This window comes from Streptomyces sp. NPDC020780 (genome assembly GCF_044334475.1).
Classification (GTDB): domain Bacteria; phylum Actinomycetota; class Actinomycetes; order Streptomycetales; family Streptomycetaceae; genus Streptomyces.
This window is the reverse complement of record NZ_JBIRTB010000001.1, coordinates 412682-438727: the sequence shown is the minus strand read 5'-3', so window position 1 is coordinate 438727 and position 26046 is coordinate 412682. Positions and strand designations below refer to the sequence as shown.

The following is a 26046-nucleotide window of genomic DNA, read 5'->3' as shown; positions in this document are numbered from 1 at the left end:
GGTGTACGGGTGATGGTTGCACACGCTTCGACTACCCCGGATACGGCGGATTGCGCTCGGCCAGTACCCGCACCTCGGCCCGCAGCCGGCCGGCGTCGCCCTCCTCGCGCACCACCGCTCCGAACAGGGCGGCGATCCGTGCCATGTCGGCCTCGTCCATGCCCTGGGTGGTGACGGCGGCGGTGCCGAGCCGGATGCCGCGGGCGTCGCCGTGGGGCAGGGCGCAGGTGTCGAGGACCACACCGGCCGCCGCGAGCCGTTCGCGGGCGGTGCGGCCGTCGACGCCCAGCGGTGCGGGGTCCGCGACGACGATGTGGGTGTCCGTGCCCCCCGTGGTGACCTCGAAGCCCTCGGCCTGCAGGCCGGCCGCGAGAGCGCGGGCGTGCGCGACCACCCGGTGGGCGTAGAGCGCGAAGGCCGGGGTGGCCGCCTCACCGAACGCGACGGCCTTCGCCGCGACGGTGTGCATCTGGGCGCCGCCCTGGGTGAACGGGAACACCGCGCGGTCGATCCGCTGTGCCAGCTCCGCGCCGCACAGGATCATCCCGCCGCGCGGCCCGCGCAGCACCTTGTGCGTCGTTGCGCACACCACGTCCGCGTACGGGACCGGGCTGGGCGCCGCTCCCCCGGCGATCAGGCCCATGGGATGGGCGGCGTCCGCGATGAGGTACGCGCCCGCCTCGTCGGCGATGTCGCGGAACTCCTCGTAGTCGGGGTGGCGCGGGTAGGAGATCGAGCCGCAGACGATCGCCTTCGGGCGACGGGCCCGCGCCAGGGCGCGCACCTGCGCGTAGTCGATCAGCCCGCTCTCGGGGTCGACGCCGTAGCCGGCGAAGTCGAACCAGCGGCCGGAGAAGTTCCCGGGGGAGCCGTGCGTGAGGTGTCCGCCGTACGGGAGCCCCATCGCCAGCACCGTGTCCCCGGGGCGCAGCAGCGCGGCGTAGGCGGCGAGGACGGCGGAGGAGCCGGAGTGCGGCTGGACGTTGGCGTGCTCGGCTCCGAACAGCGACATCGCCCGGCGCACCGCGAGGCGTTCGGCGGCGTCGGCCTGCTCGCAGCCGCCGTGGTGGCGGGCACCGGGGTAGCCCTCGGCGTACTTGTTGGCGAGCGGCGAGCCGAGGGCGGCGAGGACGGCGGGCGAGGTGAAGTTCTCGGCGGCGATGAACTGCAGCGTGCTCGACTGGCGGCCCGTCTCCGCCAGCAGGATGCCGGCGACCTCCGGGTCCTGGCGGAGCAGTGCCCCGAAGTCCTGGGGCATGGCGGCGGGGGACGGGGACGCCGGTGGCGGCGGGGACACGGCGGCGGGTGCGGCTGGAGTGGTGACCGGCATCTGACGGCTCCGGGCCTGAGGGAGGGGTGCGCGGGTGTCGGGAGCCGCCGCCCGGCCGGACCGCGGCTTCCCAGCTCCAATGTAGGCCGGGGCCGGGCGGTGTGCCCGCTGCCGTGCGGCCCCGTACGCCGGTCGGCGCACCCGTCTGCGGCGTGGTCCTCAGTGCGGGGCGCGTACGCCCGTCAGCGCGGTCACCACGGGGTCGAGGGCCTGGTTGATCTCGTCGCCGATGGAGCGGAAGAACGTGATCGGGGCGCCGTACGGGTCGAAGACCTCGTCGGCCTCCGCGGTGGGGGCCAGCAGCCAGCCGCGCAGTGCCGCCGCGGCGCGCACCAGGGCGCGGGCGCGTTCGACCACGCCCTCCTCGTGGGCGTCGGGCAGCGTCGCGGGGTCTATGGCCCGCACCAGCCGGGTGAACTCCTTGAGCGTGAAGGTGCGCAGGCCGGCCGAGTGCCCCATGGAGATCACCTGGGCGCGGTGGTCACGGGTGGCGGTGAGGACCAGGTCGGCGCGGATCACGTGCTCGTCGAGCAGTTCGCGCCCGACGAAGCCGCTGGCGTCGGCGCCGAAGTCCGCGAGGACCACCTCGGCGTTGGCCTCCATGGGCGCGCCCTCGTGCCCCCAGGTGCCCGCGCTCTCCACGATCAGGCCGCCGCTGAGCGGATCGCCGAGGCGGTCCACCAGGGCGTGGCGGGTCAGCCGCTCGGTGATGGGCGAGCGGCAGACGTTGCCGGTGCTGACGTGGAGGATGCGGAAAGTGTCGTGTCGTCCCGCTATGCCACGCCCCTCGGGCGCGGTCAATTGGCCACCTCGAGATCGGGTACCACCTTGCGGAGTTCTTCTACGGAGAGGGCTCCGGCCCGCAGGAGGACGGGGATCTTCCCGGTGACGTCGACGATGGAGGACGGGACGATGCCGGGGGTCGGCCCGCCGTCGAGGTAGACGGAGACGGAGTCCCCGAGCATCTCCTGGGCGGCGTCGCAGTCCTCCGGCGACGGGTGTCCGGTGAGGTTGGCGCTGGAGACCGCCATCGGGCCGACCTCCGTGAGGAGTTCGATGGCGACCGGGTGCAGCGGCATCCGGATCGCGACGGTGCCCCGGGTGTCGCCGAGGTCCCACTGGAGGGAGGGCTGGTGCTTGGCGACGAGCGTCAGCGCGCCGGGCCAGAAGGCGTCGACGAGCTCCCAGGCCTGCTCGGAGAAGTCGGTGACCAGGCCGTGCAGCGTGTTCGGGGAGCCGATCAGGACGGGGGTGGGCATGTTGCGGCCGCGGCCCTTGGCGTCGAGCAGGTCGGCGACGCCCTCGGAACTGAAGGCGTCCGCGCCGATCCCGTACACGGTGTCGGTGGGCAGCACGACCAGTTCACCGCGGCGGACGGCGGACGCGGCCTCACGCAGGCCGGTCGTACGGTCGGTCGCGTCGTTGCAGTCGTATCGCCGTGCCATCAGCCGGCCTCCTCGGACGTGTGCGGGTCTTGCGGGTAGGGGTGGTCGTGCGGTCGCTGCGCGGCGGCGGTCACGGCATGGCCTTGCGGGCCGTGGCGAACCGGGGCCGGTTGTTCAGGTCGGGGTGGTCGGCCGCGTCGGCCCAGCCCCGTTCCTCGGTGAAGATCCACGGCACCTGGCCGCCCTGGGTGTCGGCGTGCTCGATGACGACGAGCCCGCCGGGACGCAGCAGGCGGTGCGCGGTGCGCTCGATGCCGCGGATGGTGTCGAGGCCGTCCTCGCCGGAGAAGAGCGCCATCTGCGGGTCGTGGTCGCGGGCCTCGGGCGCCACGTACTCCCACTCGGTGAGCGGGATGTACGGCGGGTTGGAGATGACCAGGTCGACCTGGCCGTCGAGCTCCGGGAGGGCGCTGAGGGCGTCCCCGCGGTGGACGGTGACCCTGGAGCCCTCGGCGTTCCTCCGAGTCCATCTCAGGGCGTCCTCGGACAGCTCCACCCCGTGCACGCGGGAGCGCGGCACCTCCTGGGCCATCGCCAGGGCGATCGCGCCGGACCCGGTGCAGAGGTCGACGATCAGCGGTTCGACGACGTCCATCGCGCGGACGGCGTCTATCGCCCAGCCGACGACCGACTCGGTCTCCGGCCGGGGCACGAAGACGCCGGGACCGACCTGGAGTTCCAGGTAGCGGAAGAACGCCCGGCCGGTGATGTGCTGGAGCGGCTCGCGGGCCTCGCGGCGGGCGATCGTCTCCCAGTAGCGGGCGTCGAAGTCGGCGTCCGGCACACGGTGCAGCTCGCCCCGCTTGACGCCGTGCACGAAGGCGGCGAGTTCCTCGGCGTCGAATCGCGGCGAGGGGACACCGGCGTCGGCCAGCCGCTGGGTGGCCTGGGCCACCTCGGCGAGCAGCAGGTTCATCGCGGATCTCCGTACGGGTTCACGGGGTGGGCGCGGTTCGGCCCGGCCGGCGGTCGCCGGCCGGTCCTACGCGGCGGCGAGCTTGGCGGCCGAGTCGGCGTCGACACAGGCCTGGATGACGGCGTCGAGGTCGCCGTCGAGGACCTGGTCCAAGTTGTACGCCTTGAAGCCGACCCGGTGGTCCGAAATCCGGTTCTCCGGGTAGTTGTACGTCCGGATCTTCTCGGAGCGGTCCACCGTGCGGACCTGGCTGCGGCGTACGTCGGAGGCTTCCTGCTCGGCCGCCTCCTGCGCGGCGGCCAGCAGCCGGGAGCGCAGGATGCGCATGGCCTGCTCCTTGTTCTGGAGCTGGCTCTTCTCGTTCTGGCAGGAGGCGACGACGCCGGTCGGCAGGTGCGTGATGCGTACCGCGGAGTCGGTCGTGTTGACGGACTGGCCGCCGGGTCCCGAGGAGCGGTAGACGTCGATGCGCAGGTCGTTGGCGTGGATCTCGACGTCGACCTCCTCCGCCTCCGGCGTGACGAGCACACCGGCGGCCGAGGTGTGGATGCGGCCCTGGGACTCGGTGGACGGCACGCGCTGCACCCGGTGCACCCCGCCCTCGTACTTCATCCGGGCCCAGACGCCCTGGCCGGGCTCGGTGGCACCGTTGCCGCCCTTGGTCTTCACGGCGACCTGGACGTCCTTGTAGCCGCCGAGCTCGGACTCGGTGGAGTCGATGATCTCGGTCTTCCAGCCGACGCGCTCGGCGTAGCGCAGGTACATGCGCAGCAGATCGCCGGCGAACAGGGCGGACTCGTCGCCGCCCGCGCCCGCCTTGATCTCCAGGAGCACGTCCTTGTCGTCGCTGGGGTCCCGCGGGACCAGGAGCAGCCGGAGCTTCTCCGTGATCTCCTCGCGCTGCTTCTCCAGGACCTTGACCTCGGCGGCGAAGTCCGGGTCGTCCGCGGCGAATTCGCGGGCGGTCCCGATGTCGTCACCGAGCCCCTTCCAGGTCCGGTACGTGGAGACGATCGGGGTCAGCTCCGCGTAGCGCTTGTTGAGCTTGCGCGCGTTGGCCTGGTCGGCGTGGACCGACGGGTCGGCGAGCTTCTTCTCGAGATCGGCGTGTTCGCCGATCAGTTCCTCGACCGCCTCGAACATCGGGGGCTCCTGGTTCCGTGCGTCTGCGTCTGCGGGCCTGCTGGACGGCCTGCCGCCCGGGGGCGGTACAGCCGGAAAAACGCCGGCCCCGGCGCCCCCGCAAGAGGGCGCCGGGAACCGGCGCAGTGGCTCGCTACTTGGCGGCGGAGCCGGCGGCCTTGCCGAAGCGGGCCTCGAAGCGGGCCACACGGCCACCGGTGTCGAGGATCTTCTGCTTGCCCGTGTAGAACGGGTGGCACTCGGAGCAGACGTCGGCGCGGATCGCGCCGCCCTCGAGGGTGCTCCGGGTGGTGAACGACGCACCGCAGGTGCAGCTGACCTGCGTCTCGACGTACTGGGGGTGAATCTCGCGCTTCAAGGTGTCTCCTAGTTTCGGGAGGGCTCCGGGTCGTACGCGCGGATTGCGCGTCCGTGAACCGGGGCCGACGTACCAGTCTGCCAGCGACCGGCCGTATCTCCCAAAACGAGAGGCGGGGCCCCGCTATTCCCCCGCCGCGCGGGAACGTCGAGCGCCCGTGCGGCGGGGGAACGCGCCCGTCACCGTACGAGGTCCGCCGCCTCGCCCTTGTCGCCGGCGGACTTCGCGGTGGCGGAGGCCGGGATCGGCTCGTCGTGCCGGAGGGCCGCCCACACCTGCCGGCCGGCCTTCTTCTCGGGCAGCACGCGGTTCGGGTCGGCGGGGTCGTACTCCACGGGCAGCGTGACCATGTCCACGTGGGCCGGGTCGAGGCCCTTGAGGCCGTTCGCGAAACCGGTGAGCTTCTTGACGGAGGCCAGTGACGAGTCGGTGGTGACGGCCTTGGTGGCGGTGTCGGCGAGACCGAAGAGCTTGGTGGGGTCCGAGAACGCGCCGATGCTCTTCGTCCGGTGCATCAGCGCCTTCACGAAGGCCTGCTGGAGCTGTATGCGGCCCAGGTCGCTGCCGTCGCCGACGCTCTTGCGGGTACGCACGAGAGCGAGCGACTGCTCCCCGTCGAGGGTGTGGGTGCCGGGCCCGAGGCGGAGGTGGCTCTTGGGGTCATCGATCGCCCGGGAGGTGGTCATCTGCACGCCGCCGAGCTGGTCGACGACCTTCTTGAAGCCGGTGAAGTCGACCTCGACGTAGTGGTCCATGCGGATGCCCGACATGGCTTCCACCGTCTTGACCGCGCAGGCCGGACCGCCGACCTCGTACGCGGTGTTGAACATGGCCCGGCGTTCGGCACCGACCTGTTCGCCGGTTGTGTCGCTCGTGCAGGCGGGGCGGTCGACGAGTGTGTCCCGGGGGACGGAGACCACGCTCGCGGAGGTGTGGCCCTTGTTGACGTGCACGACCATCGCGGTGTCCGACCGTGCGGCGCCCTCGTCCGCGCCGTACGCGGAGTTGGCGCCCGAGCGGGAGTCGGAGCCCAGCACCAGGATGTCCTGCGAACCGTCGTCCACGTCGTCGGGGCGGTCGGCGCCCAGGGCGGCGTCGATGTCGACCGCCTTGAGATTGCCGTCGAGCGCGACGTAGGCGTAGCCGAGCCCCGCTCCGCCGGCCACCACCACGGCTGCGGCGCCCCACAGGGCCACGGTCCTCACCCGGCGTGCCCGGGAGGGCTTCCTGCGGCGGCTGCCGGTGCCGCGTATCCGGCCCGTGGTCCCGCTCTGCTCGCTGGTCATGCGACTCCTCGTTCCTCTGCTGCTCCCCGCTCCCCACCGGGGTTCGGACACGGCTGCCGGCGCCCGGTCGGGCGCCGGAGCAGGGCAAAGAGTCGCACAGGCGGCTGTGGGGCCGACGGGCGCGAAAGGACTTTCCCGGCGCTCCCCCGGCCTCCCCGCAGGTCCGGGGAACACGCCTTCCACCTGCGCGTTCGTACGACGGCGCGGTGGCGGTACAGGCGGGCGCGCCGGGCCGGCCGCTGTGGGGAAGGTCTCTCCCGGGCCACGGGGACCCGCGGACGGGAACGCCGGCACACGAGGGGCCCGCGGGTGGACGCACGACTGCCCCCGTCACGGGTGTGACGGGGGCAGTGGCGCGGTGATACCAGGGGGACGTCAGTCGTTGCCGTTACCCGGTGCCGGCGTCGTCTTCTGGATCTGGAGCAGGAACTCCGCGTTGGACTGCGTCTTCTTCATCCGGTCGAGCAGCAACTCGATGGCCTGCTGCTGGTCGAGCGCGTGGAGCACCCGGCGCAGCTTCCAGACGATGGCCAACTCGTCGCTGCCGAGCAGGATTTCTTCCTTACGGGTGGAGGACGCGTCGACGTCCACCGCCGGGAAGATGCGCTTGTCCGAGAGCTTCCGGTCGAGCTTGAGCTCCATGTTGCCGGTGCCCTTGAACTCCTCGAAGATCACCTCGTCCATGCGCGAGCCGGTCTCGACGAGCGCGGTGGCCAGGATGGTCAGCGAGCCGCCGTCCTCGATGTTGCGCGCGGCTCCGAAGAAGCGCTTCGGCGGGTACAGCGCGGTCGAGTCGACACCACCGGACAGGATGCGGCCGGAAGCCGGTGCCGCCAGGTTGTAGGCGCGGCCCAGACGGGTGATCGAGTCCAGCAGGACGACCACGTCGTGGCCCAGCTCCACGAGGCGCTTCGCGCGCTCGATGGCCAGCTCGGCAACGGTGGTGTGGTCCTCGGCGGGGCGGTCGAAGGTCGAGGAGATGACCTCGCCCTTCACCGACCGCTGCATGTCGGTGACCTCTTCCGGGCGCTCGTCGACCAGGACGACCATCAGGTGGCACTCGGGGCTGTTGACCGTGATCGCGTTGGCGATCGCCTGCAGGATCATGGTCTTACCGGTCTTCGGCGGGGCCACGATCAGGCCGCGCTGGCCCTTGCCGATCGGGGCGACCAGGTCGATGATCCGGGTGGTCAGGATGTTGGAGTCGGTCTCCAGACGGAGCCGGTCCTGCGGATACAGCGGGGTCAGCTTCTGGAACTCGGGGCGGCCGCGGCCGCTCTCCGGGGCCATGCCGTTGACCGAGTCGAGGCGGACCAGCGCGTTGAACTTCTCGCGGCGCTCGCCGTCCTTGGGCTGGCGCACCGCGCCGGTGACGTGGTCACCCTTGCGCAGGCCGTTCTTGCGGACCTGGGCGAGCGAGACGTACACGTCGTTCGGTCCCGGCAGGTAGCCGGAGGTCCGGATGAACGCGTAGTTGTCGAGGATGTCGAGGATGCCCGCGACGGGGATCAGGACGTCGTCGTCGGCGACCTGGACGTCGGTCGCGAACTCGTCGCGGCCACGACGGCCCCGGCGGTCGCGGTAGCGGCCGCGGCGTCCGCGCCGGCCGCCCTCGTCGTCGTACCCGTCGTCCTGCTGGCCGCCGCCGCCCTGCTGGCCCTGGCTCTGACTCTGGCCCTGGCCCTGGCCGCCGCCCTGCTGGCCCTGACGGCGCCCGCCGCCCTGGCCCTGGTCGTCGCCCTTGCCGCGCCGGTCGCGCTGGCGGTCACGGCGGCCGTCGCGGTCGCCGCGGTCCTGGCGGTCACCGCGGTCGCGCCGGCCGTCCTGGCGGTCACCGCGACGGCCCTCGGCCGTGTCGACGGCGGCTTCGGCCTTGGCCTCGCCCTTCGCCTCGGAGCGCTCGTCACCGCGGTCCTGACGGGTTTCGGCGGCCTTGGGCTCGGCCTGCGCCTCCGCCTTGGTCTCCGTCTTGGTGTCGGGGCTGCCCGCCTGGGCGGTCGCCCGGCGGCGGCGGCGCTCACCGGTGGGCTGCTCGTCGCTGGCCGGCTGGCCGGGGATGTCGATCTGCTGCTGGGCGGCGGCCTTCTCGGCCGGTGCCGCGGCGCTCTCGTCGCCGGTGCGCGTCTTGGACGTGGCGCGCCTCTTCGGCTTGGTCTCGGCTTCCGCGGCGGCGGGGGCCTTGGAGGCGGTCCTGGAGGCGGTGCCTCCGGCCTGCGCCTCCTTGATGACCTCGATCAGCTGGCTCTTGCGCATCCGCGCAGTACCCCTGATGCCGAGGCCGGACGCGACCTGCTGCAGCTCGGCCAGGACCATGCCCTCGAGGCCGGTGCCGGAGCGGCGGCGCCGTGCGGTGGTGCCAGTGGCAGCACCTTCGGCGGGCGCGGAACTGTCGACGCTCTTGTCGGCAGTCACGCCCATCAGATCGGTGGTGTCGCTCACGAAGGGTCCTTCCCTGGAGCGGACGTCGGCCTTCTGGCTCGGCGACCGGTTGTGCTGTCCGACTGCGGTCTGTTGATCGTGTCGATCGCGGACCGTGCCGGGGCGGTGGTCCGCCGGGTACGGCGGAAAAATGAATGATGTGCGGGGTTCCGGCGCGAGATCCCCCTGCTCGGCCCACTCCTGGACGAGCAAGAGGGTGTCGTGCCGGTTCCGGAGCGTGCTCGAAAGCTCAGGCAGGCTGCTCAGGCAGTCGGGGAGGCTCCCGGAAGAGTGGTGGTCCCGAAGGGGGACACGAAGCAACGCGCCACAAAGACGTCGATTGCCGACTTGAGGTTAACACTACCGGCTCCAACAAACATTCCCCCTCTCATGCACCGGCAATCACGTGCGTTCGTGTGCGGCTACGCGGCGAGCGGCAGCACACTCGCGCCCGCGGCGTCGAGGGCGAGCCGGTTCGCGGCCCATCCCTCGCCGGCCAGTCGGGCCACCTTGTCGGCCGCGCCCTCCTCCGTCAGCGCGAGCACCGTGGGCCCGGCGCCGGAGATGACGGCGGGGACGCCGTCCGCGCGCAGCCGGTTGACCAGTTCCACGCTCTGCGGCATCGCGGGCCCCCGGTACTCCTGGTGGATCCGGTCCTCGGTGGCGGCGAGCAGCAGTTCGGGCCGCCTGGTCAGCGCCTCCACGAGGAGGGCCGCGCGACCGGCGTTGGCCGCGGCGTCCACGTGGGGGACGGTGCGCGGCAGCAGGCCGCGGGCGGTCTCGGTGAGGACGGGTGTCGCCGGTACGAAGACCACCGGAACGACGGAGCCGGCGGGGTCCATCCTGATGGCCCTGGCGGCTCCGCCGTCCATCCAGGCCAGGGTGAAACCGCCGAGCAGGCAGGCCGCGACGTTGTCGGGGTGACCCTCGATCTCGGTCGCCAGCTCCAGCAGCGCGGCGTCGTCGAGGCGCGCGTCCCCGCCGGTCGTCACGGCGCGGGCGGCGACGATCCCGGCGCAGATGGCCGCGGAGGAGGAGCCGAGCCCCCGGCCGTGCGGAATGCGGTTGGCGCAGACGATCTCCAGCCCGCGAGGCTGCCCGCCGAGCAGGTCGAAGGCCGTGCGCAGGGAGCGTACGAGCAGGTGGTTCTCGTCGCGGGGCAGCGTCGAGGCGCCCTCACCCGCGATGTCGATGTGCAGTCCGGAGTCGGCGACCCGGACGACGACGTCGTCGTAGAGCCCGAGCGAGAGGCCGAGGGCGTCGAAACCCGGACCCAGGTTGGCGCTGGTTGCGGGGACGCGCACCCGGACGGCGGCGGCTCGGAACGCGGGACCGGCCATCGGTTGGACGACTCTTCCTGTACGGCGGCGGGGATGGTGGTGCGGGGTGGTGTCGTGCGGATATGTGGACGTGCGTGGGGGTGCTGCGGTGCGGGGCGGGGTTGTCCGGCAGTCACTACGGCGACTGCTCCGCGGCGCGGGCGGCGGGGCGGGTTGGGTACAGCTTATCGAAGGAAGGTTCTGTGGCGACATAGGGCGCACAGGAGGCGCACGAGGCGTGTCGCACGCCTCCTCTGCGCTCTCCGCCCCTCGGGGCGGCCCGACGGCCGCAGCGCCGGTCAGGGGCGTGTTCCGGACGTCCCTGACCGGTGACGCCCGGGACGTACGACATCCGCCGCGGTGCCGGGGGCACCCCGGTACCCGCAGTACCGGGGTGCCCCTCCGTCTCGCGATCGCACGCACCCTTCTCGCGATCGAGCACGCACCGGACGCCCGGTGCTGATGATCCGGGCACATGCGGGCCGGCCCTGGGACAGGGACAGCCCTCAGACGAGGCCCAGTTTCTGGGCGGCGGTGGTCGCGTCGACCGGCACCGTGACCGGCTGCGGGGCGCCGGCGACGGCCCAGTCGGGGTCCTTGAGGCCGTTGCCGGTGACGGTGCAGACGATCCTCTGGCCGGGGTCGACCTTGCCCTCCGCGGCGGCCTTGAGCAGACCGGCCACCGAGGCGGCCGAGGCGGGCTCGACGAAGACACCCTCCTGGGAGGCCAACAGGCGGTAGGCGGACAGGATCTGCCGGTCCGTCACCTCGTCGATGAAGCCGCCCGACTCGTCCCGGGCGTCCAGCGCGAACTGCCAGGAGGCCGGGTTGCCGATGCGGATCGCGGTGGCGATGGTCGCCGGGTCCTTGACGATCTCACCGCGGACGATGGGCGCGGAGCCGGAGGCCTGGAAGCCCCACATGCGCGGGGTGTGCGTGGAGATCGCGTCACCCGCGTACTCCTTGTAACCCTTCCAGTAGGCCGTGATGTTGCCCGCGTTGCCGACCGGCAGGACGTGGATGTCGGGGGCGTCGCCGAGCGCGTCGACGATCTCGAACGCGGCGGTCTTCTGGCCCTCGATGCGGACCGGGTTGACCGAATTGACCAGTGCCACCGGGTAGTTGTCGGAGAGGCTGCGCGCCAGGGTCAGGCAGTCGTCGAAATTCCCGTCGACCTGGAGGATCTTCGCGCCGTGGACGAGGGCCTGCCCCATCTTGCCGAGCGCGATCTTTCCCTGCGGCACGAGGACGGCGCAGACCATGCCGGCCCGCACCGCGTACGCGGCGGCGGAGGCGGAGGTGTTGCCGGTGGAAGCGCAGATGACGGCCTGCGCACCCTCCTCCTTGGCCCGGGTGATCGCCATCGTCATACCGCGGTCCTTGAACGAACCGGTGGGGTTGGCGCCCTCGACCTTGAGGTGCACCTCGCATCCCGTGCGCTCGGAGAGGACCTGCGCCGGGACGAGCGGCGTGCCACCCTCACGGAGGGTGACGACGGGCGTCGTGCTCGTGACCGGAAGGCGGTCCCGGTACTCCTCGATGATGCCGCGCCACTGGTGGGTGCCGTTGCTGGTCATGGGTCCTTACTCCCCTTCAACACGCATGATGCTGGCGACACCGCGCACGGTGTCCAGCTTGCGCAGCGCCTCGACGGTCCCGGAGAGGGCCGCGTCGGGCGCGCGGTGGGTGACGACGACGAGGGATGCCTCGCCGCTGCCGTCCTGTCGGACTTGCTGGCGGACCGTATCGATGGACACGTCCTGTTCGGCGAAGACCGTCGCGACCTGGGCGAGTACGCCAGGCTTGTCGGCCACGTCGAGACTGATGTGGTACCGCGTGACGACCTCGCCCATGGGGCTGACCGGCAGACGCGTGTACGCGGACTCACCCGGGCCGGTGGTCCCGGCGAGGATGTTGCGGCAGACGGCGACCAGGTCGCCGAGGACCGCGGACGCGGTCGGGGAGCCGCCCGCGCCGGGGCCGTAGAACATGAGCTGGCCGGCGGCCTCGGACTCGACGAAGACCGCGTTGTACGCCTCACGGACGGAGGCCAGCGGGTGGCTGAGCGGGATCATCGCCGGGTGCACGCGGGCGGTGACGGACCTGCCGTCGGCGGCCCGCTCGCAGATGGCGAGGAGTTTGACGGTGCAGCCCATCCGGCGGGCCGAGGCGATGTCCGCGGCGGTGACCTCGGTGATGCCCTCGCGGTGCACCTCACCGATCCTGACCCGGGTGTGGAAGGCGATACCGGCGAGGATGGCGGCCTTCGCGGCGGCGTCGAAACCCTCGACGTCGGCGGTGGGATCGGCCTCGGCGTACCCGAGGGCGGTGGCCTCGTCGAGCGCCTCGGAGTATCCGGCCCCGCTCGTGTCCATCCTGTCGAGGATGAAGTTGGTGGTGCCGTTGACGATGCCGAGGACCCGGTTGACCTTGTCCCCGGCGAGGGACTCGCGCAGCGGCCGGACGAGCGGGATCGCGCCGGCCACGGCCGCCTCGTAGTACAGGTCCCGGCCGTGCTGCTCGGCGACGGCGTGCAGCGCGGAGCCGTCCTCGGCGAGCAGTGCCTTGTTGGCGGAGACGACGCCCGCGCCGTGCTCGAAGGCGGTCGTGATGAGGGCACGGGCGGGTTCGATGCCGCCGATGACCTCGATGACGACGTCGATGTCACCCCGTTTGACCAGGGCGGTCGCGTCGGTCGTGATCAGCGCGGGGTCGATGCCCTCGCGCACCTTGGAGGGCCGGCGGACGGCCACGCCCGCGAGCTCGACCGGCGCTCCGATGCGCGCGGCGAGGTCGTCGGCGTGCGTCGTCATGATGCGCGCCACCTCTGAGCCGACCACTCCGCAGCCCAGCAGCGCCACCTTCAGCGGACGCGTACGCATCATCCGACCTCGTTTCTCATACTTCCGGTGTGTGGACCAGTCTCACTCACCGGACGGGGGTTTCTGCCACCCGTCCGGATTTTGAGATGTGAATTTCATCAGCCGACATCGAGACGCAGGAGATCTTCCTCCGTCTCACGCCGGACGATCACGCGCGCCTCGCCGTCACGCACAGCGACGACGGGCGGGCGCAGCGCGTGGTTGTAGTTGCTCGCCATGGACCGGCAGTACGCGCCGGTGGCGGGGACCGCGATCAGGTCGCCGGGTGCCAGGTCGGCGGGCAGGAACGCGTCCTTGACGACGATGTCCCCGCTCTCGCAGTGCTTGCCGACGACGCGGACGAGCATGGGCTCGGCGTCGGAGCTGCGCGAGACGAGGGCCACGCTGTACTCGGCGTCGTACAGCGCGGTGCGGATGTTGTCCGACATCCCGCCGTCGACGCTCACGTACGTGCGCAGTCCCTCCAGGGGCTTGATGGTGCCGACCTCGTAGAGCGTGAACGCGGTGGGGCCGACGATCGCGCGGCCCGGCTCGACGGAGATGCGCGGGGTGGCGAGCCCGGCCTGCTCGCACTCGCGGGTCACGATGTCGCTGAGGGCCTTGGCGATCTCGTGCGGCTCGCGGGGGTCGTCCTCGGAGGTGTACGCGATCCCGAGGCCGCCGCCGAGGTCGATCTCGGGGAGTTCGACGCCGTGTTCGTCGCGGACCGCGGCGAGCAGCTGCACCACGCGCCGGGCGGAGACCTCGAAGCCGGCCATGTCGAAGATCTGCGAGCCGATGTGCGAGTGGATGCCGATGAGTTCGAGCCCGTCCAGGGTCAGTGCCCTGCGGACGGCCTCGGCGGCCTGGCCGTCGGCCAGCGCGATGCCGAACTTCTGGTCCTCGTGCGCGGTGGCGATGAACTCGTGGGTGTGGGCCTCGACCCCGACGGTGACCCGGATCTGTACGCGCTGCCGCTTGCCGAGCCGCTGCGCGGTGTGGGAGACACGGACGATCTCCTGGAAGGAGTCGAGCACGATCCGCCCGACGCCCGCTTCGACGGCCCGCTCGATCTCGGCGACGGTCTTGTTGTTGCCGTGGAAGGCGATGCGCTCGGCGGGCATCCCGGCGTCCAGCGCGGTGGTGAGTTCCCCGCCGGAGCACACGTCGAGGTTCAGCCCCTCCTCCGTGAGCCAGCGCACGACGGCGCGCGAGAGGAAGGCCTTGCCGGCGTAGAACACGTCGGCGTCGGGGCCGAAGGCGTCGGCCCAGGCGCGGCAGCGCGCCCGGAAGTCGCTCTCATCGAGGATGTACGCCGGGGTGCCGAACTCCTCGGCCAGCCGGGCCACTTCGATCCCCCCGACGGTGAGCGCACCGTCCTGGTCGCGGGTGACCGTACGGGACCACACCTTCTCGTCCAGCACGTTGAGGTCGGTCGCCGGGGCGGTGTAGTGGCCCTCGGGGAGGACGTCGGCGTGGCGGGGTCCGGCGGGGTGTGCGGATCGGCTCATCGTTCTGCTCTGCTCTCTCAGGTCTCAGAGGTGTTCGGGCGCGCTGATGCCGAGCAGGGACAGGCCGCCTGCGAGCACCGTTCCGGCGGCTTCGGCAAGAGCCAGCCGGGATCGGTGGGCGGCCGAGGGTTTCTCGTCGCCGGCGGGGAGCGGCGGGCAGGCGTCGTGGAAGTCGAAGAAGGCGTGCGCCACCGTTTCGAGGTGCCGGGCGAGGCGGTCGGGCGCGTGGTGGCGGGCGGCGGCGGCGAGCACTCCAGGGTGGTCGGCGAGCGCGGCGTGCAGCGCGGGGGCGTCGACGTCCTCCTCGTACGCGGCGGTGAGACCGAGGCGCTCCCCCTCGCGCAGGAGCGCGCGGGCGCGGGCGTGTGCGTAGCGGACCAGGAAGAGCGGATTGGCCTCCGTCTGGACGAGGAGGTCACCGCCGAGCGGGGCGTGGTCGTGACCGGCGGGCCGCAGCAGACCCCAGCGGGTGGCGTCGGCGCCGAGCCGCTCCACCAGCGCGTCCGCCGTGGCCCCGGCGGGGACGGGACGGATCTCGGTGCTCTCCCCGGAGCCGACCGGGAGGGGAGGGAGCTCGGTGCTCTCCCCGGTCCCCGCCGGGGCAGGACGGACCTCGGTGCTCTCCCCGGTCCCGACCGGGACGGGACGAACCTCGGTGCTCTCCCCGGAGCCGACCGGGAGGGGACGGATCTCGGTGCTCTTCTCAGCCTCGACGGGGACGGGTAGCGCTTCGGTGCTCTCCCCGGTCCGGGCACGCGGGGCGCCGTGGGCGCCGAGCCGGTCCCAGCCGGGTCCGGGTTCCTGCGTGCAGCCGATGAGCACCTGGTCGCCCTGGGTGCGGAGCAGGCGCCCGACGCTCTGGGCGACGACCGCCGACCGGATCTCGCGTGGGTGGTGGAGCCGCCGGAGCGGCCCGGCGCCGGTGGTGACCCATCCGTAGCGAAGGCCGCGCTCGACTGCCTCGCGGACGCGGGCGGCGCGGGCGTCGGCGTCGGCGGAGGCGTCGAGCGTGAAGTTCAGGAAGCCGGGCCCGGTGATCTCGACCCGCCCGATCCCGGGCGCACCGGCGACCCGTTCCCGCAGGAGCTCGGCCACACCCCGCGGGGGGAGCCCCGCGGGCCCCGCCAACTGGAGGGCGACGGCACAGGCGTAGTCCCCGCTGCCGCCGGGCCGTGTCCTCTCCACCCGCACGCGCGCGGGCACGGGCGCGCGCAGGACGTCCTCGTCGACCGCGCGGCGCACAGCGTGCAGCACGGTCCGGGAGAGGTCGGCGGGGGTCACGGGACAAGCGTAGGGGAGGAAGGGGGGCACTTCGCCAACCGGTTTCGCCATGCGGGCAACGGCCCGCGTCCGGGCGCGGCGTGGGGGTCGCGGTCCGGGTCGCTGCGCGGGCAGCCGCGTGCGGGCGGGCACGGGCCGGGGTCAAGGCGCGGGCCGCAGCCCAGGTCGCGGCGCGGGCGCCGGTCGGTGGCGCGGCGCGAAACCCGCCCTGGGACCGGGCACGGGCACCGGTCGGGTTCGCGATACGGAGACCCCTGCCTCCGGGGCGCGCGCACCCCACGTGCGTCCGGGCGCGGCCGGGGTCATGGTGCGGGCTCGACTCGGTCTCGCGGCGCGGGCAACCGCGTGCGTGTGGCGGGAGTGGGCGGCCGTCCGGTCACCCGGCGGCGCTTCCCGCCCTCCCGGCCCCGCGCCTGCCGTCGAACGGCGGCGAATCCCCCCGGTGTGCGAGCCGGCGCACCATCTGTACGAGCTCGCTCGGCTCGAACGGCTTCGCCAGGAAGGCGTCCACCCCGGCGGTCACGCCGGAGTCCACCTCGCACGGCGTGCAGGCACTGACGACGGCGACGGGGAGATGGCTGGTACGCGGATCGGAGCGCAGCCGGACAGCGGTCTGTATTCCGTCGAGCCGGGGCATGACGACATCGAGCGTGATCACGTCCGGGCAGACGCGGTGCACGAGGTCCAGGCACTCGACGCCGTCGGCCGCGGTCACGACCTCGAAACCCTCCAGTTCGAGGTTGACCCTGATCAGCTGCCGGATGACCTTGTTGTCGTCGACAACAAGCACGCGGCCGTACACCCCTGGCACGCTTCGAGGGTAGGTCGACCGGAGGAGCTGCGTCCGGGTTTTGCCCACTTCCGCCCTCCGGAGGCGACCGTGGCCGGCTCCAGCGGCGCCCTCGCACCGGAGCCGGCGACGCGCAAAACCTGTTCCCGGACACCCTGTCGGAGCTGGTAGGGTTTCACTCGTCGCCGCCAAGCGCAGCGACATCGCCCCCGTAGCTCAGGGGATAGAGCATCGGCCTCCGGAGCCGGGTGCGCAGGTTCGAATCCTGCCGGGGGCACTTCGCAGGAAGTGCCGAAAAGACCTTCTGATCAGTGGAAACGCTGAGCAGGGGGTCTTTTTCATGTGCCGGAACGTACTCTCCTGCCGCCTGTCCGGGGTGTCCAAGGAAGAAATGACGCCACTCCTCCCGGGCGGGCTGGAACTCCCGCCCTGGCTCGACCAGTGGCACAACGACCTCGACCCGCTGCACGGCAGTGCTCCCCCCCGCCTTCCGCACCGGTTACCGCGCCACCCAGCAGGACAAGCACGATCCGGCCGTCGAAGATCTGCGCGCCCGGCGGCCCGCCCCTATGCCACGCGTCGCGGAAGGCGCCCGGTACGCGGCTGACGCCCCGGCTCCCGTAGGCACGACGTACGGGTCAGACGCGCATGGCCTGCACGTCGTACTGCGGGATCCAGGCGTTCCGGGTGACCAGGACCATCTCTTCGGCCTGCGCCTGCGCGACGAGTATCCGGTCGAAGGGATCGGTGTGCAGTATCGGCAACCGGCCCGCCCGCACCCCGTGGGCAGCTGTGATGGGCAGACTGGTCAGGGGCAGGTCGCGGACCTGCTCGGCCAGTTCGCCCGGCCCCTCGAACTCGCCGAGATACTGCTTGATCGTGATCTCCCACGGGGACACCGCGCTGACATGAACGGCGGCCTCGGTGTCGATGAGGTCCTTGACCCGATCGGGCAGTTCGGGGACATCGGCCATCCACCACAGGACGACGCGCGTATCCAGTAGAAGTTTCATCAGCGCATCCCGAACGCTTCCGCGATGCCGGCGCGCGGCTCGTCGAAGGCGGCAGAGATACGGATGCGTCCCCGAAGCGAGCCACGGCCCTGGCGGATCACCGGGGCCTGTGGGGATAGCGCCCTGGGCACTGGTTCACCAGCCCTGCTGATCACGACCAGTTGGCGGTCGATCATCTGCATCAATGTGCCGGAGAATCGTGGCCCGGCCCATGCCACATGGCGCCGCCGCTGACGAAGCCTCTCCCTCAGCCACCTCACGATGTGCACACCGGGCCCGCCGTGGGCCGGGCCTGACTCTCGACTGCCCGGGTACCTGCGGGGTGCACTCCCCCGGTCCGCACCGTCACCGCTTCTCCGGCTTGCAGCCGCAGGGCGGGGCCTTCATCCAGGCCGACGATGACGGAAAGCCCACCCGAGGCGTACCGCTCACTGCGCACACTGCGGACCGTTCGCCAGGCTCCCCCGACTCGTACGCTCTGACCAGCGCGGATGGTCACGGCCGCGATGTCCACCCTTCCGAGCAGCGGAACGATGCCCGGGGCCAGCAGCTCAGCCCATACGGTCTTGCCGATGCCGGCCTCCCGTTCGTCCACGCCCCAGCGGTGGGCCAGGGCCTCCACGAGCAGTAGCCCACGCCCCCTCGTATCCCACTCGCCGGGCCGTCGCACCACCGGCCGCCCCTCTCCCGCGTCACTCACCTCCAGCCGCAGCAGCCCGCCCCGCTCCCGGCATTCGATGCGGACGCCGATCAACCGGTCGGCGGGGGCCTGGACTTGCAGAGCGTTGGTCACCAGCTCCGAGATCACCAACTCCCCTGACTCACAGACTGTTTGTTCTGCTCGCCACTCCCCGAGCTTGGCGCGCAGGACCGCTCGCGCCCTCGAGACGCTGCTACGGCTGCGCGCCAACCTGAACTTCACTTCGCACGGTTCACTCACGAGTGCTCCCAGAGGGTTGCGGTCTGGTCGGAGCCCCTTGCGAACGCGCACCATCTGCGCCGCAGGGCATCGTTGCCGACGCAAGCAGAATGGGCGAGCACCAAGTGAAACTGCAACGTTTCCAATAGCTACAGCGTCCTTTTTCACTCTTTCGAGCAATCTCGGCCTATCCGAGCAGCCACTTTGATAGAGGTGGTTCCATGCATGCGAAGAGCGCCACAGCAAACCCATCAACCGTTCTTGGTCGCCAACTCGGTGATGAGCTGCGTCGATTGCGGGAGGCCGCAGGACTGACCACCACTCAGGCAGCCGATGCTCTCGACTGCACCAAGGGCAAGATCAGCCGGATTGAGAACGGGCGCGTGGCTGTCCGTCTACCCGACCTCACCGCGATGCTCCACGCATACGACGTCTCGGACGGCGAGGTCCGCGAGCGCCTCACCTCGCTTGCTCGCAAGGCCAATCGCAGGCGCCGGGAGGGCTGGTGGAACCAGTACGGTGACGTGCTTGCCGACACGTATCGCGACTACATCGCCCTGGAGGCGATGGCTGGGTCGATCCGAACGTTCCAGGCCCAGCTCGTGCCCGGCCTGCTCCAGACTCCGGAGTACATTCGGGCAGTGACGGTTGCTTCTCGGCAATGGCAATCAGCAGACGAAATCGAGAAGTTCGTGCAGGTGCGCCTGGCTCGACAGGAGCGCTTGCACTCCGACAACCCACTACATCTGTGGGCCGTGGTGTCGGAGGCCGTACTTCTTCAGCAGGTTGGCGGCTCACACGTCATGAACGCTCAGTTGACACACCTGTTGGCCAGTTCCGAGCGCCCCAACGTGACCATCCAGGTCCTGCCGTTCTCCCGTGGAGCCCATGCGAGTATGTTCGGCCCGTACGTAGTGTTGGGATTTCCCGAAGAGGGCGCGCTCGACGTGGTACTGGCGGACAATCCGTCCGGTTCCATGTGGTTGGAGCGGGAAACGGATGTGTCCCGCTACCAGGAGCTGTTCGACGCCGCGCGCACGTCAGCGCTCTCGCCGATCGAGTCCCGGGCTGCCATCCATCGCCGGGCCAAGGAGCATCAAGCATGAACAGCGCACACCACAGCACGCCGGACCTGTCGGGCGCGAGGTGGCGCACCAGCACGTACAGCGGTGGCAATAACGAGTGCGTCGAGGTCGCCCCCAACCTCCCCCACCTCGTCCCCGTCCGCGACAGCAAGCGTCCCGCCGGCCCCGTCGTCACCTTCGGCCACGACGCTTGGCGTGCGTTCGTCGGCGAGCTGGTCTGACCCCGGAGAGCCGCGCGGGTGGCACAGGAAGGGCGGCAACCGACGCTGCCCGGCACATGGCGCACCGTCCGGGCAACAGCAGGACGGACGTGGGGCGGCGGCGGGAGCATTCCGGACGCCCGGAGGGCCCGCCTCCACACCTCGGCCATCTCCCAAAACCTCGACATGGCGGGCAGTCGCTCCGGCAAGCACTACGATCCGGGCGGCTCCTCCCCGAACCGGAATCCCCTGCCCGCGCCGGACAAGCCCGGGCGCGAGGGCGACCGCACGGACCCCGGCCGTGAACAGCAGGAAGCGCGACAGAGGACCGATGAAGAGCTCCAGCACGATCGTTTCCGGCGAGCCGCCCGTACGCCGCCGTCGCATGCCTGTCGCCGTCGTCGTCCTGTCGGTGCTTCTCGCCTGCGGCGCCGCCACGATCGGTGTGGTCTCCTGCGTCACGGAAAGGGTCTCCTCGGACCTGCTGGACAAGGAGATGAGCTGCTGCTGGGAAGACGGAGCCACGCCTGCCTGGATGAGCGACCGGATGGGCATTCGCATTCCGGGCACGGCATCGGACCTTCGCGCGGGCTACAAGGTCGGGGAGCGTTACGACACCGGTCTGCTGTCCTTCGTCCTCCCGACCGCCGAGGCGGAGACGTACACCGCCCGGCTCATCCCGGACGGCACCGAGATGATCAAGAATTTCCATCCCGAGGAGAAGGACTACCGCCCTGCGGCAGCGTTCGCCCACCTCGGACTGACTGAGCCGGAAACGCTGGTCCAGGACCTGTGAAGAATCAGCCTGTGCCCGGACGACCTCGCGACCCCGGAGGGCACGTACCTCCAACGCTGCGTCGACCTCTTCGGCCACGAGTACACACCCGGCACCACGCGGATCTACGTCCGGTCGACCATAGAACCGTCCGTGACTCCCCCACCCGCGCACGCGCCCGCGAGCAAGGCCCCGTAATAGCGCTGAGGGGCATGTCACGCCCGTCGGGCCCGCGGCCTGTCCCGGCTCCCCACCCGGGGAAGCGTGAGGGTGGGCGGGTGGAGGTGCGCCGCTGTCAGGCGATGGCGGAGATGTCTCCGTCGTCGAAGTAGATCGCCTGATGCAGACGCCCGCCCAGAGCGGCCGCGAACCGGGCAAGGACATCCTGCCCTGAGACATTGCCGCGTTCGATCTGCGACACCCGGCCCTTGGTGATGCCCATCCGGTCGGCCACCTGCTGCTGTGTGAGACCTCGCGCCCGCCGCAGTTCAGCCAGTCGCCGCCCGGTGACTTCGGCAAGAAGTTCCTCCTTGCCCGCGCGCACGGCCTCCTCGCCGCCGGCGCGCGCAACATGCTCGGCGCGGATGTCCTGCCAGCGCGTGTACCCGCTCACGGTTGCCCTCCTTCTTCCTGAACTCGTTCCTTCACGTACGTCTCGTAACGCTGCTCGGCCAGGGGAACCGCTTCCCGGTACCACTCATTCCATCGGCCCGCCTTGTCTCCCGCAACCAGCAGAATGCTGCATCGCCACGGGTCGAAGGCGAACAGGATCCGCACGGTGCCAGGACGTAACTCCTTCAGGTTCGCCATCGAAGAGCCATGGATGGTGTCCACCAGCGGGCGTCCCAGCCCTGGGCCTCCCTCTGCCAACGCATCCAGCGCCTGCACCACCCGGGCATGAGTCTGACCGTCGAGACCGCTGATCCACTCACGCACCTCGTCCGCGAGGAAGATCTCCCAATCTTTGTCCACAGAGCGAGTATAGCTATTCCTATACCTTCGAGGGTAAGAGCAAAGGTAGTCGGTGCGGAGACGGATCCCTGGGCCGTGGCTCCGGGTGACGGAATGCGGGCTGTGGGCGATCACTGGCCATGGCGCCTCTGCCTCTTTCCCCGTACCACCTGCCCCGTCGTATGGCCCTGCGCAGCCGATACCATCGGAGGCCGAGCCCGGGGGCGTGCGAGGAGCGGGGCACGGCTCTTCCCGCAGCGGTGGGACGCGATTCCCGGCCCCGGGCGGACTGCGGTGCCGTACTGCTCGCAGCCACACACGCAGAAACCCGGAGAAGCGAGACAGAGATGGCTCCGACAGCTGCCACGGCCCCCCTCCCGGCCGGCGAGGCGGAGACGTACACCGGCCGGCTCCTCCATGACGGCACCGAGATGATCGGCAACTCGCGTCCCAAGGCGAAGGACTACCGCCCCGCGGCAGCCTTCGGTCCCCTCTGCCTGCCCGAACCGGAGACGCTCGTCAAGGGCCTGCAGAGGACCAGCCTGTGCCCGGACGACCTCGCGACCCCGGAGGGCAGGTACCTCCAGCACTGCGTCGACCTCTTCGCCCATGAGTTCACACCGGGCACCACGCGGATCTACGTCCGGTCGACCATCTAACCGTCCGTCACGCCTGCGAGCAAGGCTCCGTAGAGCACTGCACGCATATCTCGACTGGTCGACCAGTGGCTCGCGGCTGTGACCTGGGGTCACCGCCCTCCGCGCGCCGTCGCAGGGACAGCAGCGCTCAACGCCTCGTCACGCGGCGTCAGCGCGCGGAAGTGACGTCGTACGACCGCCTCGTCGCCGAGCACCAGCCCACCCGGGGTGTACGCCGGAGTGCCGAGGATGTTCCGTTCCAGGGCCGGCAGGTAGTTCCAGCGCACGGCAGGGTGCGCAGAGTGCGCGTAGTGATAGAGGTCGCCGTACGGCAGCCATGTGCCCCGTGCCAGCAGCGCCCAGACCGCGTTGTCCGGGTACAGGCGCAGGCATCGGGCGGCCTCGACCACCGTGGGCGGCCCCGGCACGGGTTCGGCGTCCCACCAGCGGTGTTCGACGAGCAGGGACATCCAGGCGAGTTGCGGATACAACAGCAGACGGGGGACTGCGTACCCGAACAGCACCGCCTGCCAGCCTCCGAACGCCATGATCGCCGCCGGTACGGCGCCGAAGCCGGCCAGGCGCCACCAACAGCCCTTCCCTCTGGCGATGTTGTCCGCGATACCCCGCACTGTGGCAGCGAAGCCTGTGGGGGTGAGCGGAAAAAACAGGGCACGGAGGAAGCGCGATCCCGAGACCCCGGTCCGCAGGCCGGCGTCGTGCAGCTCCCGCAGGTTGGGGTCGGCGCCTGCGACGGTCGCGTTCGGGTGGTGTTCCCGTACGTGCCGACGGCGCCGGACCGGGACCGGAACGAAGCCCAACGGAACGTGGACGGCTGCTTCACACAGCACGTTGCCCGCTTGCCCGCTGCGCGTCAGCACGCCGTGTACAGCGAAGTGGCTGACTTCCTGGAGATGGCGGAGCTTGACCGCCCCGGCCACCGCCGCCGTGGTCCATCCGAGGGGCCCACCGTGTGCCGCCACGAGGCACCAGCCGGCCATCTCCGTCCAGTGCCCGGCCAGCAGCAGGGCCGGAGTGAGGTCGTTGGCCCGCTCGCGTTGCAGGGTGCGGAGGTCCCGCAGCGTCGTCGGCGTACGTCCACCCCGACGAGGGCTGAACCACCAGCGGTCCGCCTGCCGTAACGCCATGCCCACCGCGATGATGCTCAGCCATGTGACCACCCGCTGCCCCCACAGTCTCCCGCACGGCGGACCGCGGCCATGGCGGGAGGCGGCCGCGTGCGCCGAGACCTTGAAGATCTCTCAGGTGGCGGCGGGGCTCTGCATGGTCATCGCGATGCCGAATTCATCCAGTACCTTGAGATTGTCGCTGTTCAGAGCCGCGAAGGCGTTGACTTCGTCGAGAAAGACCTCGCCGTCGTACTCCACGGGCCCCGAGCCCAGCAGCACGGGAGGGTCGAGTTCGGCGGCGTACACCTTGGTGCCGTTGCCTTCCAGGACCGGCTGCCACTGTGCGCCGCCGGTCTGCATCCAGCTGCGGGCGACTCCGCCCGGGTTGCGGACCACCACGGGCCGGTCGGGCTCCACCCGCCCCATGCGCGAGAGCACCGCGCGGGAGGCCGCGACACCCGAACCACAGGAGGGGGTCAGTCCGGCGCCGCGTTCGAAGGTGCGGATGAAAACCTCGGCCTCGGCGAGCGGGCGGACGAAGGAGACGTTGGCGCCGATCGGAAAGACGTCGGGAGTGTTGGCCACGCGCGTGCCCGTGGCCACGAGCTCGGCTTCGTTGTAGGCGTCGTCGAGCACGGTGATCAGATGCGAGTTCGGTACGGCGAGCGCGGACACGTGCCGGGTGGCGTGGTAGGCGGGCAGCGCCTGGTCGACCACAGGCCCCCGTGCGCCGGAGACGATCGGGGCGGTCGGATCGAAGTCGACGGGAGGAAGCTCGACGGAGACCTGCCGGACCCCGTGCGGGGTGGTGTCGGCCGCCCGGACCGTGAAGGAGTACGGCCCGGTGCGCAGCACGACCTGTTCCGCCTGGTAGCGGTCCAGGAGCAGCCGTCCCGCGCCGCGCATGCCGTTGCCGCACAGCAGGGACGGGGAGCCGTCGGGGTTGAAGAAGTAGGCCTGTGCCGTTCCGTCGCCGTTGTCGGCGATGAAGTACACGCCGTCACCGCCGAGCCCCCGACGGCGGTCGCACAGCAGCTCCACGGCCCGGGGGACGTCCGCCTCCGCGAAATGGTCCCCCGGCGCCCCGTCGATGACGAAGATGTCATTGAGGCTGCCGTGCGTCTTGATGATCGAGAGCGCCATCGCGTTCCGTCCGTCGTCCTGCCGGCCCTCCCGGCCGGAACCACCTTGCTCGTGCCAGTCTAAGCGGTGTGCCCTGGAGGCGTTCGGACCCCGCACCCCGGCCCGGACCCCGTGGTCACAGCTGCGCGACGACGGCCCGGACGGCTTCCTCGTCCCAGTCCAGACCGGTGATCATCGGACGTACCCGGGCTTCGTAGGCGGCCAGGGCGAAAGGGGCGGAGGTGGACCCGTGGCCCCAGATCGACTCGAATCGGCCCGCCCATCGCTCGACACTCTTGAAGTAGACAGACGAGCGACCGCGCACGTACTCCGCGTCACCCTGCTCCTCCTCGACCAGCACTGCGGCCTTGGATACGACGACGAAGTCGATCGCCTGATCGGCTCGGAGGCGGTCCCGGACCGCGAGCGCGCACTGCACGCCCAGGGAGCGGTGGTGATCGACGAGCTGCAGGAGAGAGCGGCCGAACTCGGCCCGGGCCAGATCGTCCGCCCAGCAGATGAACAGACGCTGCACACTGCCGCCGGACTCGATGAGCTGGCGGTTGGCAGCCAGGTACTCCCTGCGCACGGTGAGGAGGTTCGGGTTCGTGGTCAGATCCGCGGCCAGGACCCGCTGCGGCTGGGCGCCGGATTCGATGAGGACCCTGAAGAGCATGACGGACAGGCGCGGGACCTCGGAGGCGTACACCTGCAGATGCCCGTCGGCGATCTCGCCGAAATCCGCGATCAGATCACGCTCGAGGTGGGAACGGATCATGGCGAAGTAGCGGGCGTCGGCCATGTCTCGGTCATTCGCACGGCGTAACTGGATGTAGATGCGCCGCAGCCACATGTGGTTGGCGATCATGAGCAGGAGGAGAACCGTCTCGACCGCCAGCACGACGTTGGTCAGGTTCTTCTGCTGCATGGCCCAGGCGATGACGGGGACGACAAGGCCGATGATGCCGATCAAGGCGTTGAGGACCTGTGAGGAGAGCGCTTCGGCCACTCTGGTCCCCATGTCCCGGCGCGGCGGAGTCGTCATCCTGGGTAAGCCTCTCTAGTAGGACCGTCGGCACAGTCGAAGGGCATGATCCCGGAGCTGCGGCGTGCCGAACAAGGGGGCCTGCGGCGAAGAAGTCGTGGTGCGCCTCGACGACCGGACAGCGGACGTGGGCGGCCGCATTCTTAGGTGAGCGAGCGATTGACGCGGCGTGGACGAAGGAACCGAGCCGCCCGGGCCCGGACGTGGCGGGGCCCGGGAGTCGTATCCAGCTCCCGGGCCCCTGGGGTTGCCACCCAATTGCGCGTGCCAGCGCCGTTTAAGAGTGCGGATCAGTCGTCATACCGTCGCGTTCTTCCATTGAACTACCGCGCCGTGGAAGAGGCGCAGGCCGGATTCGAACCAGCACTCGACGGTGTTCGTCCGTACTCGGTCGGTCTGGCAGTCGGCGGCGATGCTGAAGCTGGAGCGAGAGTCTGAGATTGAACGCGGCTGCCTCTGCCATGTTGGGCCACCCCGGCGTGTGGTGCCGGGGGGAGGACTCGAACCTCC

Annotated in this window: 26 protein-coding genes and 1 tRNA gene; 5 read left to right on the top strand and 22 right to left on the bottom strand. The window is 70.8% G+C overall.

Going from position 1 to position 26046, the window contains the following annotated elements; genetic code table 11:
• Positions 1-31: 31 nt before the first annotated feature.
• From glyA to ACH4VO_RS01955, 14 genes are all read right to left on the bottom strand, one after another.
• Entirely contained in the window at positions 32-1330 is a 1299-nt protein-coding gene (glyA, locus tag ACH4VO_RS02020) for a serine hydroxymethyltransferase (protein WP_360983827.1), read from the bottom strand.
• A 159-nt stretch (positions 1331-1489) separates the two neighbouring features.
• The gene (locus ACH4VO_RS02015) at positions 1490-2131 is read right to left on the bottom strand and encodes a protein-tyrosine-phosphatase (RefSeq protein WP_307124950.1); all 642 of its coding nucleotides are present in this window, start codon (positions 2129-2131) and stop codon (positions 1490-1492) included.
• Positions 2128-2775 (bottom strand): L-threonylcarbamoyladenylate synthase, encoded by a 648-nt coding sequence (locus ACH4VO_RS02010; protein WP_356088299.1) that lies wholly within the window; start codon positions 2773-2775, stop codon positions 2128-2130. Before ACH4VO_RS02010 ends, ACH4VO_RS02015 begins: the two co-directional genes overlap by 4 nt.
• A gap of 70 nt (positions 2776-2845) precedes the next feature.
• Positions 2846-3691, bottom strand: coding sequence for a peptide chain release factor N(5)-glutamine methyltransferase (gene prmC / locus ACH4VO_RS02005; RefSeq protein WP_360983822.1), 846 nt, complete (start codon positions 3689-3691; stop codon positions 2846-2848).
• A gap of 66 nt (positions 3692-3757) precedes the next feature.
• Positions 3758-4834 (bottom strand): peptide chain release factor 1, encoded by a 1077-nt coding sequence (gene prfA / locus ACH4VO_RS02000; RefSeq protein ID WP_360983819.1) that lies wholly within the window; start codon positions 4832-4834, stop codon positions 3758-3760.
• A gap of 133 nt (positions 4835-4967) precedes the next feature.
• A complete protein-coding gene (gene rpmE / locus ACH4VO_RS01995; protein WP_069170687.1) occupies positions 4968-5192 on the bottom strand; it encodes a 50S ribosomal protein L31 in 225 nt (74 codons plus the stop codon).
• A gap of 179 nt (positions 5193-5371) precedes the next feature.
• Positions 5372-6478, bottom strand: coding sequence for an LCP family protein (locus ACH4VO_RS01990; RefSeq protein WP_360983816.1), 1107 nt, complete (start codon positions 6476-6478; stop codon positions 5372-5374).
• 375 nt (positions 6479-6853) lie between these two features.
• Positions 6854-8917 carry a transcription termination factor Rho gene (gene rho / locus ACH4VO_RS01985; protein ID WP_360983813.1) on the bottom strand — a complete coding sequence of 688 codons (2064 nt, stop codon included), beginning with the start codon at positions 8915-8917 and terminating at the stop codon, positions 6854-6856.
• Between the two features lie 401 nt (positions 8918-9318).
• Positions 9319-10236: a homoserine kinase gene (gene thrB / locus ACH4VO_RS01980; protein ID WP_360983810.1), complete on the bottom strand. Its 918-nt coding sequence runs from the start codon at positions 10234-10236 to the stop codon at positions 9319-9321.
• 485 nt (positions 10237-10721) lie between these two features.
• Positions 10722-11792 carry a threonine synthase gene (thrC, locus tag ACH4VO_RS01975; protein WP_360983807.1) on the bottom strand — a complete coding sequence of 357 codons (1071 nt, stop codon included), beginning with the start codon at positions 11790-11792 and terminating at the stop codon, positions 10722-10724.
• Positions 11793-11798: 6 nt separating this feature from the next.
• Positions 11799-13100, bottom strand: coding sequence for a homoserine dehydrogenase (locus ACH4VO_RS01970; protein ID WP_360983804.1), 1302 nt, complete (start codon positions 13098-13100; stop codon positions 11799-11801).
• Between the two features lie 95 nt (positions 13101-13195).
• Positions 13196-14587, bottom strand: a complete 1392-nt coding sequence (lysA, locus tag ACH4VO_RS01965) for a diaminopimelate decarboxylase (protein ID WP_360983801.1) — start codon at positions 14585-14587, stop codon at positions 13196-13198.
• A 24-nt stretch (positions 14588-14611) separates the two neighbouring features.
• The gene (nrtL, locus tag ACH4VO_RS01960; protein ID WP_360983798.1) at positions 14612-15868 is read right to left on the bottom strand and encodes an ArgS-related anticodon-binding protein NrtL; all 1257 of its coding nucleotides are present in this window, start codon (positions 15866-15868) and stop codon (positions 14612-14614) included.
• Positions 15869-16244: 376 nt separating this feature from the next.
• A complete protein-coding gene (locus tag ACH4VO_RS01955; protein ID WP_360983795.1) occupies positions 16245-16679 on the bottom strand; it encodes a response regulator in 435 nt (144 codons plus the stop codon).
• A gap of 184 nt (positions 16680-16863) precedes the next feature.
• Between ACH4VO_RS01955 and ACH4VO_RS01950 the strand changes: the two genes are divergently transcribed.
• Positions 16864-16935, top strand: a tRNA-Arg gene (locus ACH4VO_RS01950).
• A gap of 361 nt (positions 16936-17296) precedes the next feature.
• On the opposite strand, the gene ACH4VO_RS01945 is transcribed toward ACH4VO_RS01950, so the two are convergent.
• The 3 genes from ACH4VO_RS01945 to ACH4VO_RS01935 form a co-directional block, all read right to left on the bottom strand.
• The gene (locus ACH4VO_RS01945; protein WP_360983792.1) at positions 17297-17671 is read right to left on the bottom strand and encodes a type II toxin-antitoxin system VapC family toxin; all 375 of its coding nucleotides are present in this window, start codon (positions 17669-17671) and stop codon (positions 17297-17299) included.
• Positions 17671-17847, bottom strand: a complete 177-nt coding sequence (locus ACH4VO_RS01940) for a hypothetical protein (protein ID WP_360983789.1) — start codon at positions 17845-17847, stop codon at positions 17671-17673. Before ACH4VO_RS01940 ends, ACH4VO_RS01945 begins: the two co-directional genes overlap by 1 nt.
• Before the next feature lie 80 nt (positions 17848-17927).
• The gene (locus tag ACH4VO_RS01935) at positions 17928-18593 is read right to left on the bottom strand and encodes an ATP-binding protein (RefSeq protein ID WP_360984336.1); all 666 of its coding nucleotides are present in this window, start codon (positions 18591-18593) and stop codon (positions 17928-17930) included.
• A gap of 218 nt (positions 18594-18811) precedes the next feature.
• Here ACH4VO_RS01935 and ACH4VO_RS01930 point away from each other — a divergent pair, with 218 nt between their 5' ends.
• The 3 genes from ACH4VO_RS01930 to ACH4VO_RS01920 all read left to right on the top strand — a co-directional run bounded on the left by ACH4VO_RS01930 (position 18812) and on the right by ACH4VO_RS01920 (position 20671).
• Complete coding sequence (locus ACH4VO_RS01930; protein ID WP_360983786.1) at positions 18812-19696, top strand: helix-turn-helix transcriptional regulator; 885 nt, start codon at positions 18812-18814, stop codon at positions 19694-19696.
• On the top strand, positions 19693-19896 hold the full coding sequence (locus ACH4VO_RS01925; RefSeq protein ID WP_360983783.1) for a DUF397 domain-containing protein: 204 nt from the start codon (positions 19693-19695) through the stop codon (positions 19894-19896). Before ACH4VO_RS01930 ends, ACH4VO_RS01925 begins: the two co-directional genes overlap by 4 nt.
• A gap of 310 nt (positions 19897-20206) precedes the next feature.
• Positions 20207-20671, top strand: coding sequence for a hypothetical protein (locus tag ACH4VO_RS01920; RefSeq protein ID WP_360983780.1), 465 nt, complete (start codon positions 20207-20209; stop codon positions 20669-20671).
• A 274-nt stretch (positions 20672-20945) separates the two neighbouring features.
• Here ACH4VO_RS01920 and ACH4VO_RS01915 read toward each other — a convergent pair whose 3' ends face one another.
• Positions 20946-21263: a helix-turn-helix transcriptional regulator gene (locus ACH4VO_RS01915; RefSeq protein ID WP_360983777.1), complete on the bottom strand. Its 318-nt coding sequence runs from the start codon at positions 21261-21263 to the stop codon at positions 20946-20948.
• Positions 21260-21622 (bottom strand): type II toxin-antitoxin system RelE/ParE family toxin, encoded by a 363-nt coding sequence (locus ACH4VO_RS01910; protein ID WP_360983774.1) that lies wholly within the window; start codon positions 21620-21622, stop codon positions 21260-21262. Before ACH4VO_RS01910 ends, ACH4VO_RS01915 begins: the two co-directional genes overlap by 4 nt.
• A gap of 326 nt (positions 21623-21948) precedes the next feature.
• Between ACH4VO_RS01910 and ACH4VO_RS01905 the strand changes: the two genes are divergently transcribed.
• Complete coding sequence (locus tag ACH4VO_RS01905; RefSeq protein ID WP_360983771.1) at positions 21949-22260, top strand: hypothetical protein; 312 nt, start codon at positions 21949-21951, stop codon at positions 22258-22260.
• 89 nt (positions 22261-22349) lie between these two features.
• Here the strand turns inward: ACH4VO_RS01905 and ACH4VO_RS01900 are convergent, their stop codons facing one another.
• From ACH4VO_RS01900 to ACH4VO_RS01890, 3 genes are all read right to left on the bottom strand, one after another.
• Complete coding sequence (locus ACH4VO_RS01900; protein ID WP_360983768.1) at positions 22350-23420, bottom strand: fatty acid desaturase; 1071 nt, start codon at positions 23418-23420, stop codon at positions 22350-22352.
• Positions 23421-23501: 81 nt separating this feature from the next.
• Entirely contained in the window at positions 23502-24512 is a 1011-nt protein-coding gene (dapF, locus tag ACH4VO_RS01895; protein WP_360983765.1) for a diaminopimelate epimerase, read from the bottom strand.
• A 115-nt stretch (positions 24513-24627) separates the two neighbouring features.
• Positions 24628-25536, bottom strand: a complete 909-nt coding sequence (locus ACH4VO_RS01890) for a hypothetical protein (protein WP_360983762.1) — start codon at positions 25534-25536, stop codon at positions 24628-24630.
• Positions 25537-26046: the final 510 nt, after the last annotated feature.

Bases quoted from the DNA above. Each gene is read 5' to 3' on its own strand.
- ACH4VO_RS01920 (WP_360983780.1), top strand. From the start codon at position 20,207: ATGAAGAGCTCCAGCACGATCGTTTCCGGCGAGCCGCCCGTACGCCGC.
- ACH4VO_RS01940 (WP_360983789.1), bottom strand. From the start codon at position 17,847: ATGATCGACCGCCAACTGGTCGTGATCAGCAGGGCTGGTGAACCAGTG.
- prmC (WP_360983822.1), bottom strand. From the start codon at position 3,691: ATGAACCTGCTGCTCGCCGAGGTGGCCCAGGCCACCCAGCGGCTGGCC.
- ACH4VO_RS01990 (WP_360983816.1), bottom strand. From the start codon at position 6,478: ATGACCAGCGAGCAGAGCGGGACCACGGGCCGGATACGCGGCACCGGC.
- prfA (WP_360983819.1), bottom strand. From the start codon at position 4,834: ATGTTCGAGGCGGTCGAGGAACTGATCGGCGAACACGCCGATCTCGAG.
- ACH4VO_RS01970 (WP_360983804.1), bottom strand. From the start codon at position 13,100: ATGATGCGTACGCGTCCGCTGAAGGTGGCGCTGCTGGGCTGCGGAGTG.
- lysA (WP_360983801.1), bottom strand. From the start codon at position 14,587: ATGAGCCGATCCGCACACCCCGCCGGACCCCGCCACGCCGACGTCCTC.
- ACH4VO_RS01905 (WP_360983771.1), top strand. From the start codon at position 21,949: ATGGCTCCGACAGCTGCCACGGCCCCCCTCCCGGCCGGCGAGGCGGAG.
- thrB (WP_360983810.1), bottom strand. From the start codon at position 10,236: ATGGCCGGTCCCGCGTTCCGAGCCGCCGCCGTCCGGGTGCGCGTCCCC.
- ACH4VO_RS01890 (WP_360983762.1), bottom strand. From the start codon at position 25,536: ATGACGACTCCGCCGCGCCGGGACATGGGGACCAGAGTGGCCGAAGCG.
- ACH4VO_RS01930 (WP_360983786.1), top strand. From the start codon at position 18,812: ATGCATGCGAAGAGCGCCACAGCAAACCCATCAACCGTTCTTGGTCGC.
- ACH4VO_RS02010 (WP_356088299.1), bottom strand. From the start codon at position 2,775: ATGGCACGGCGATACGACTGCAACGACGCGACCGACCGTACGACCGGC.
- dapF (WP_360983765.1), bottom strand. From the start codon at position 24,512: ATGGCGCTCTCGATCATCAAGACGCACGGCAGCCTCAATGACATCTTC.
- thrC (WP_360983807.1), bottom strand. From the start codon at position 11,792: ATGACCAGCAACGGCACCCACCAGTGGCGCGGCATCATCGAGGAGTAC.
- glyA (WP_360983827.1), bottom strand. From the start codon at position 1,330: ATGCCGGTCACCACTCCAGCCGCACCCGCCGCCGTGTCCCCGCCGCCA.
- ACH4VO_RS01925 (WP_360983783.1), top strand. From the start codon at position 19,693: ATGAACAGCGCACACCACAGCACGCCGGACCTGTCGGGCGCGAGGTGG.
- ACH4VO_RS01945 (WP_360983792.1), bottom strand. From the start codon at position 17,671: ATGAAACTTCTACTGGATACGCGCGTCGTCCTGTGGTGGATGGCCGAT.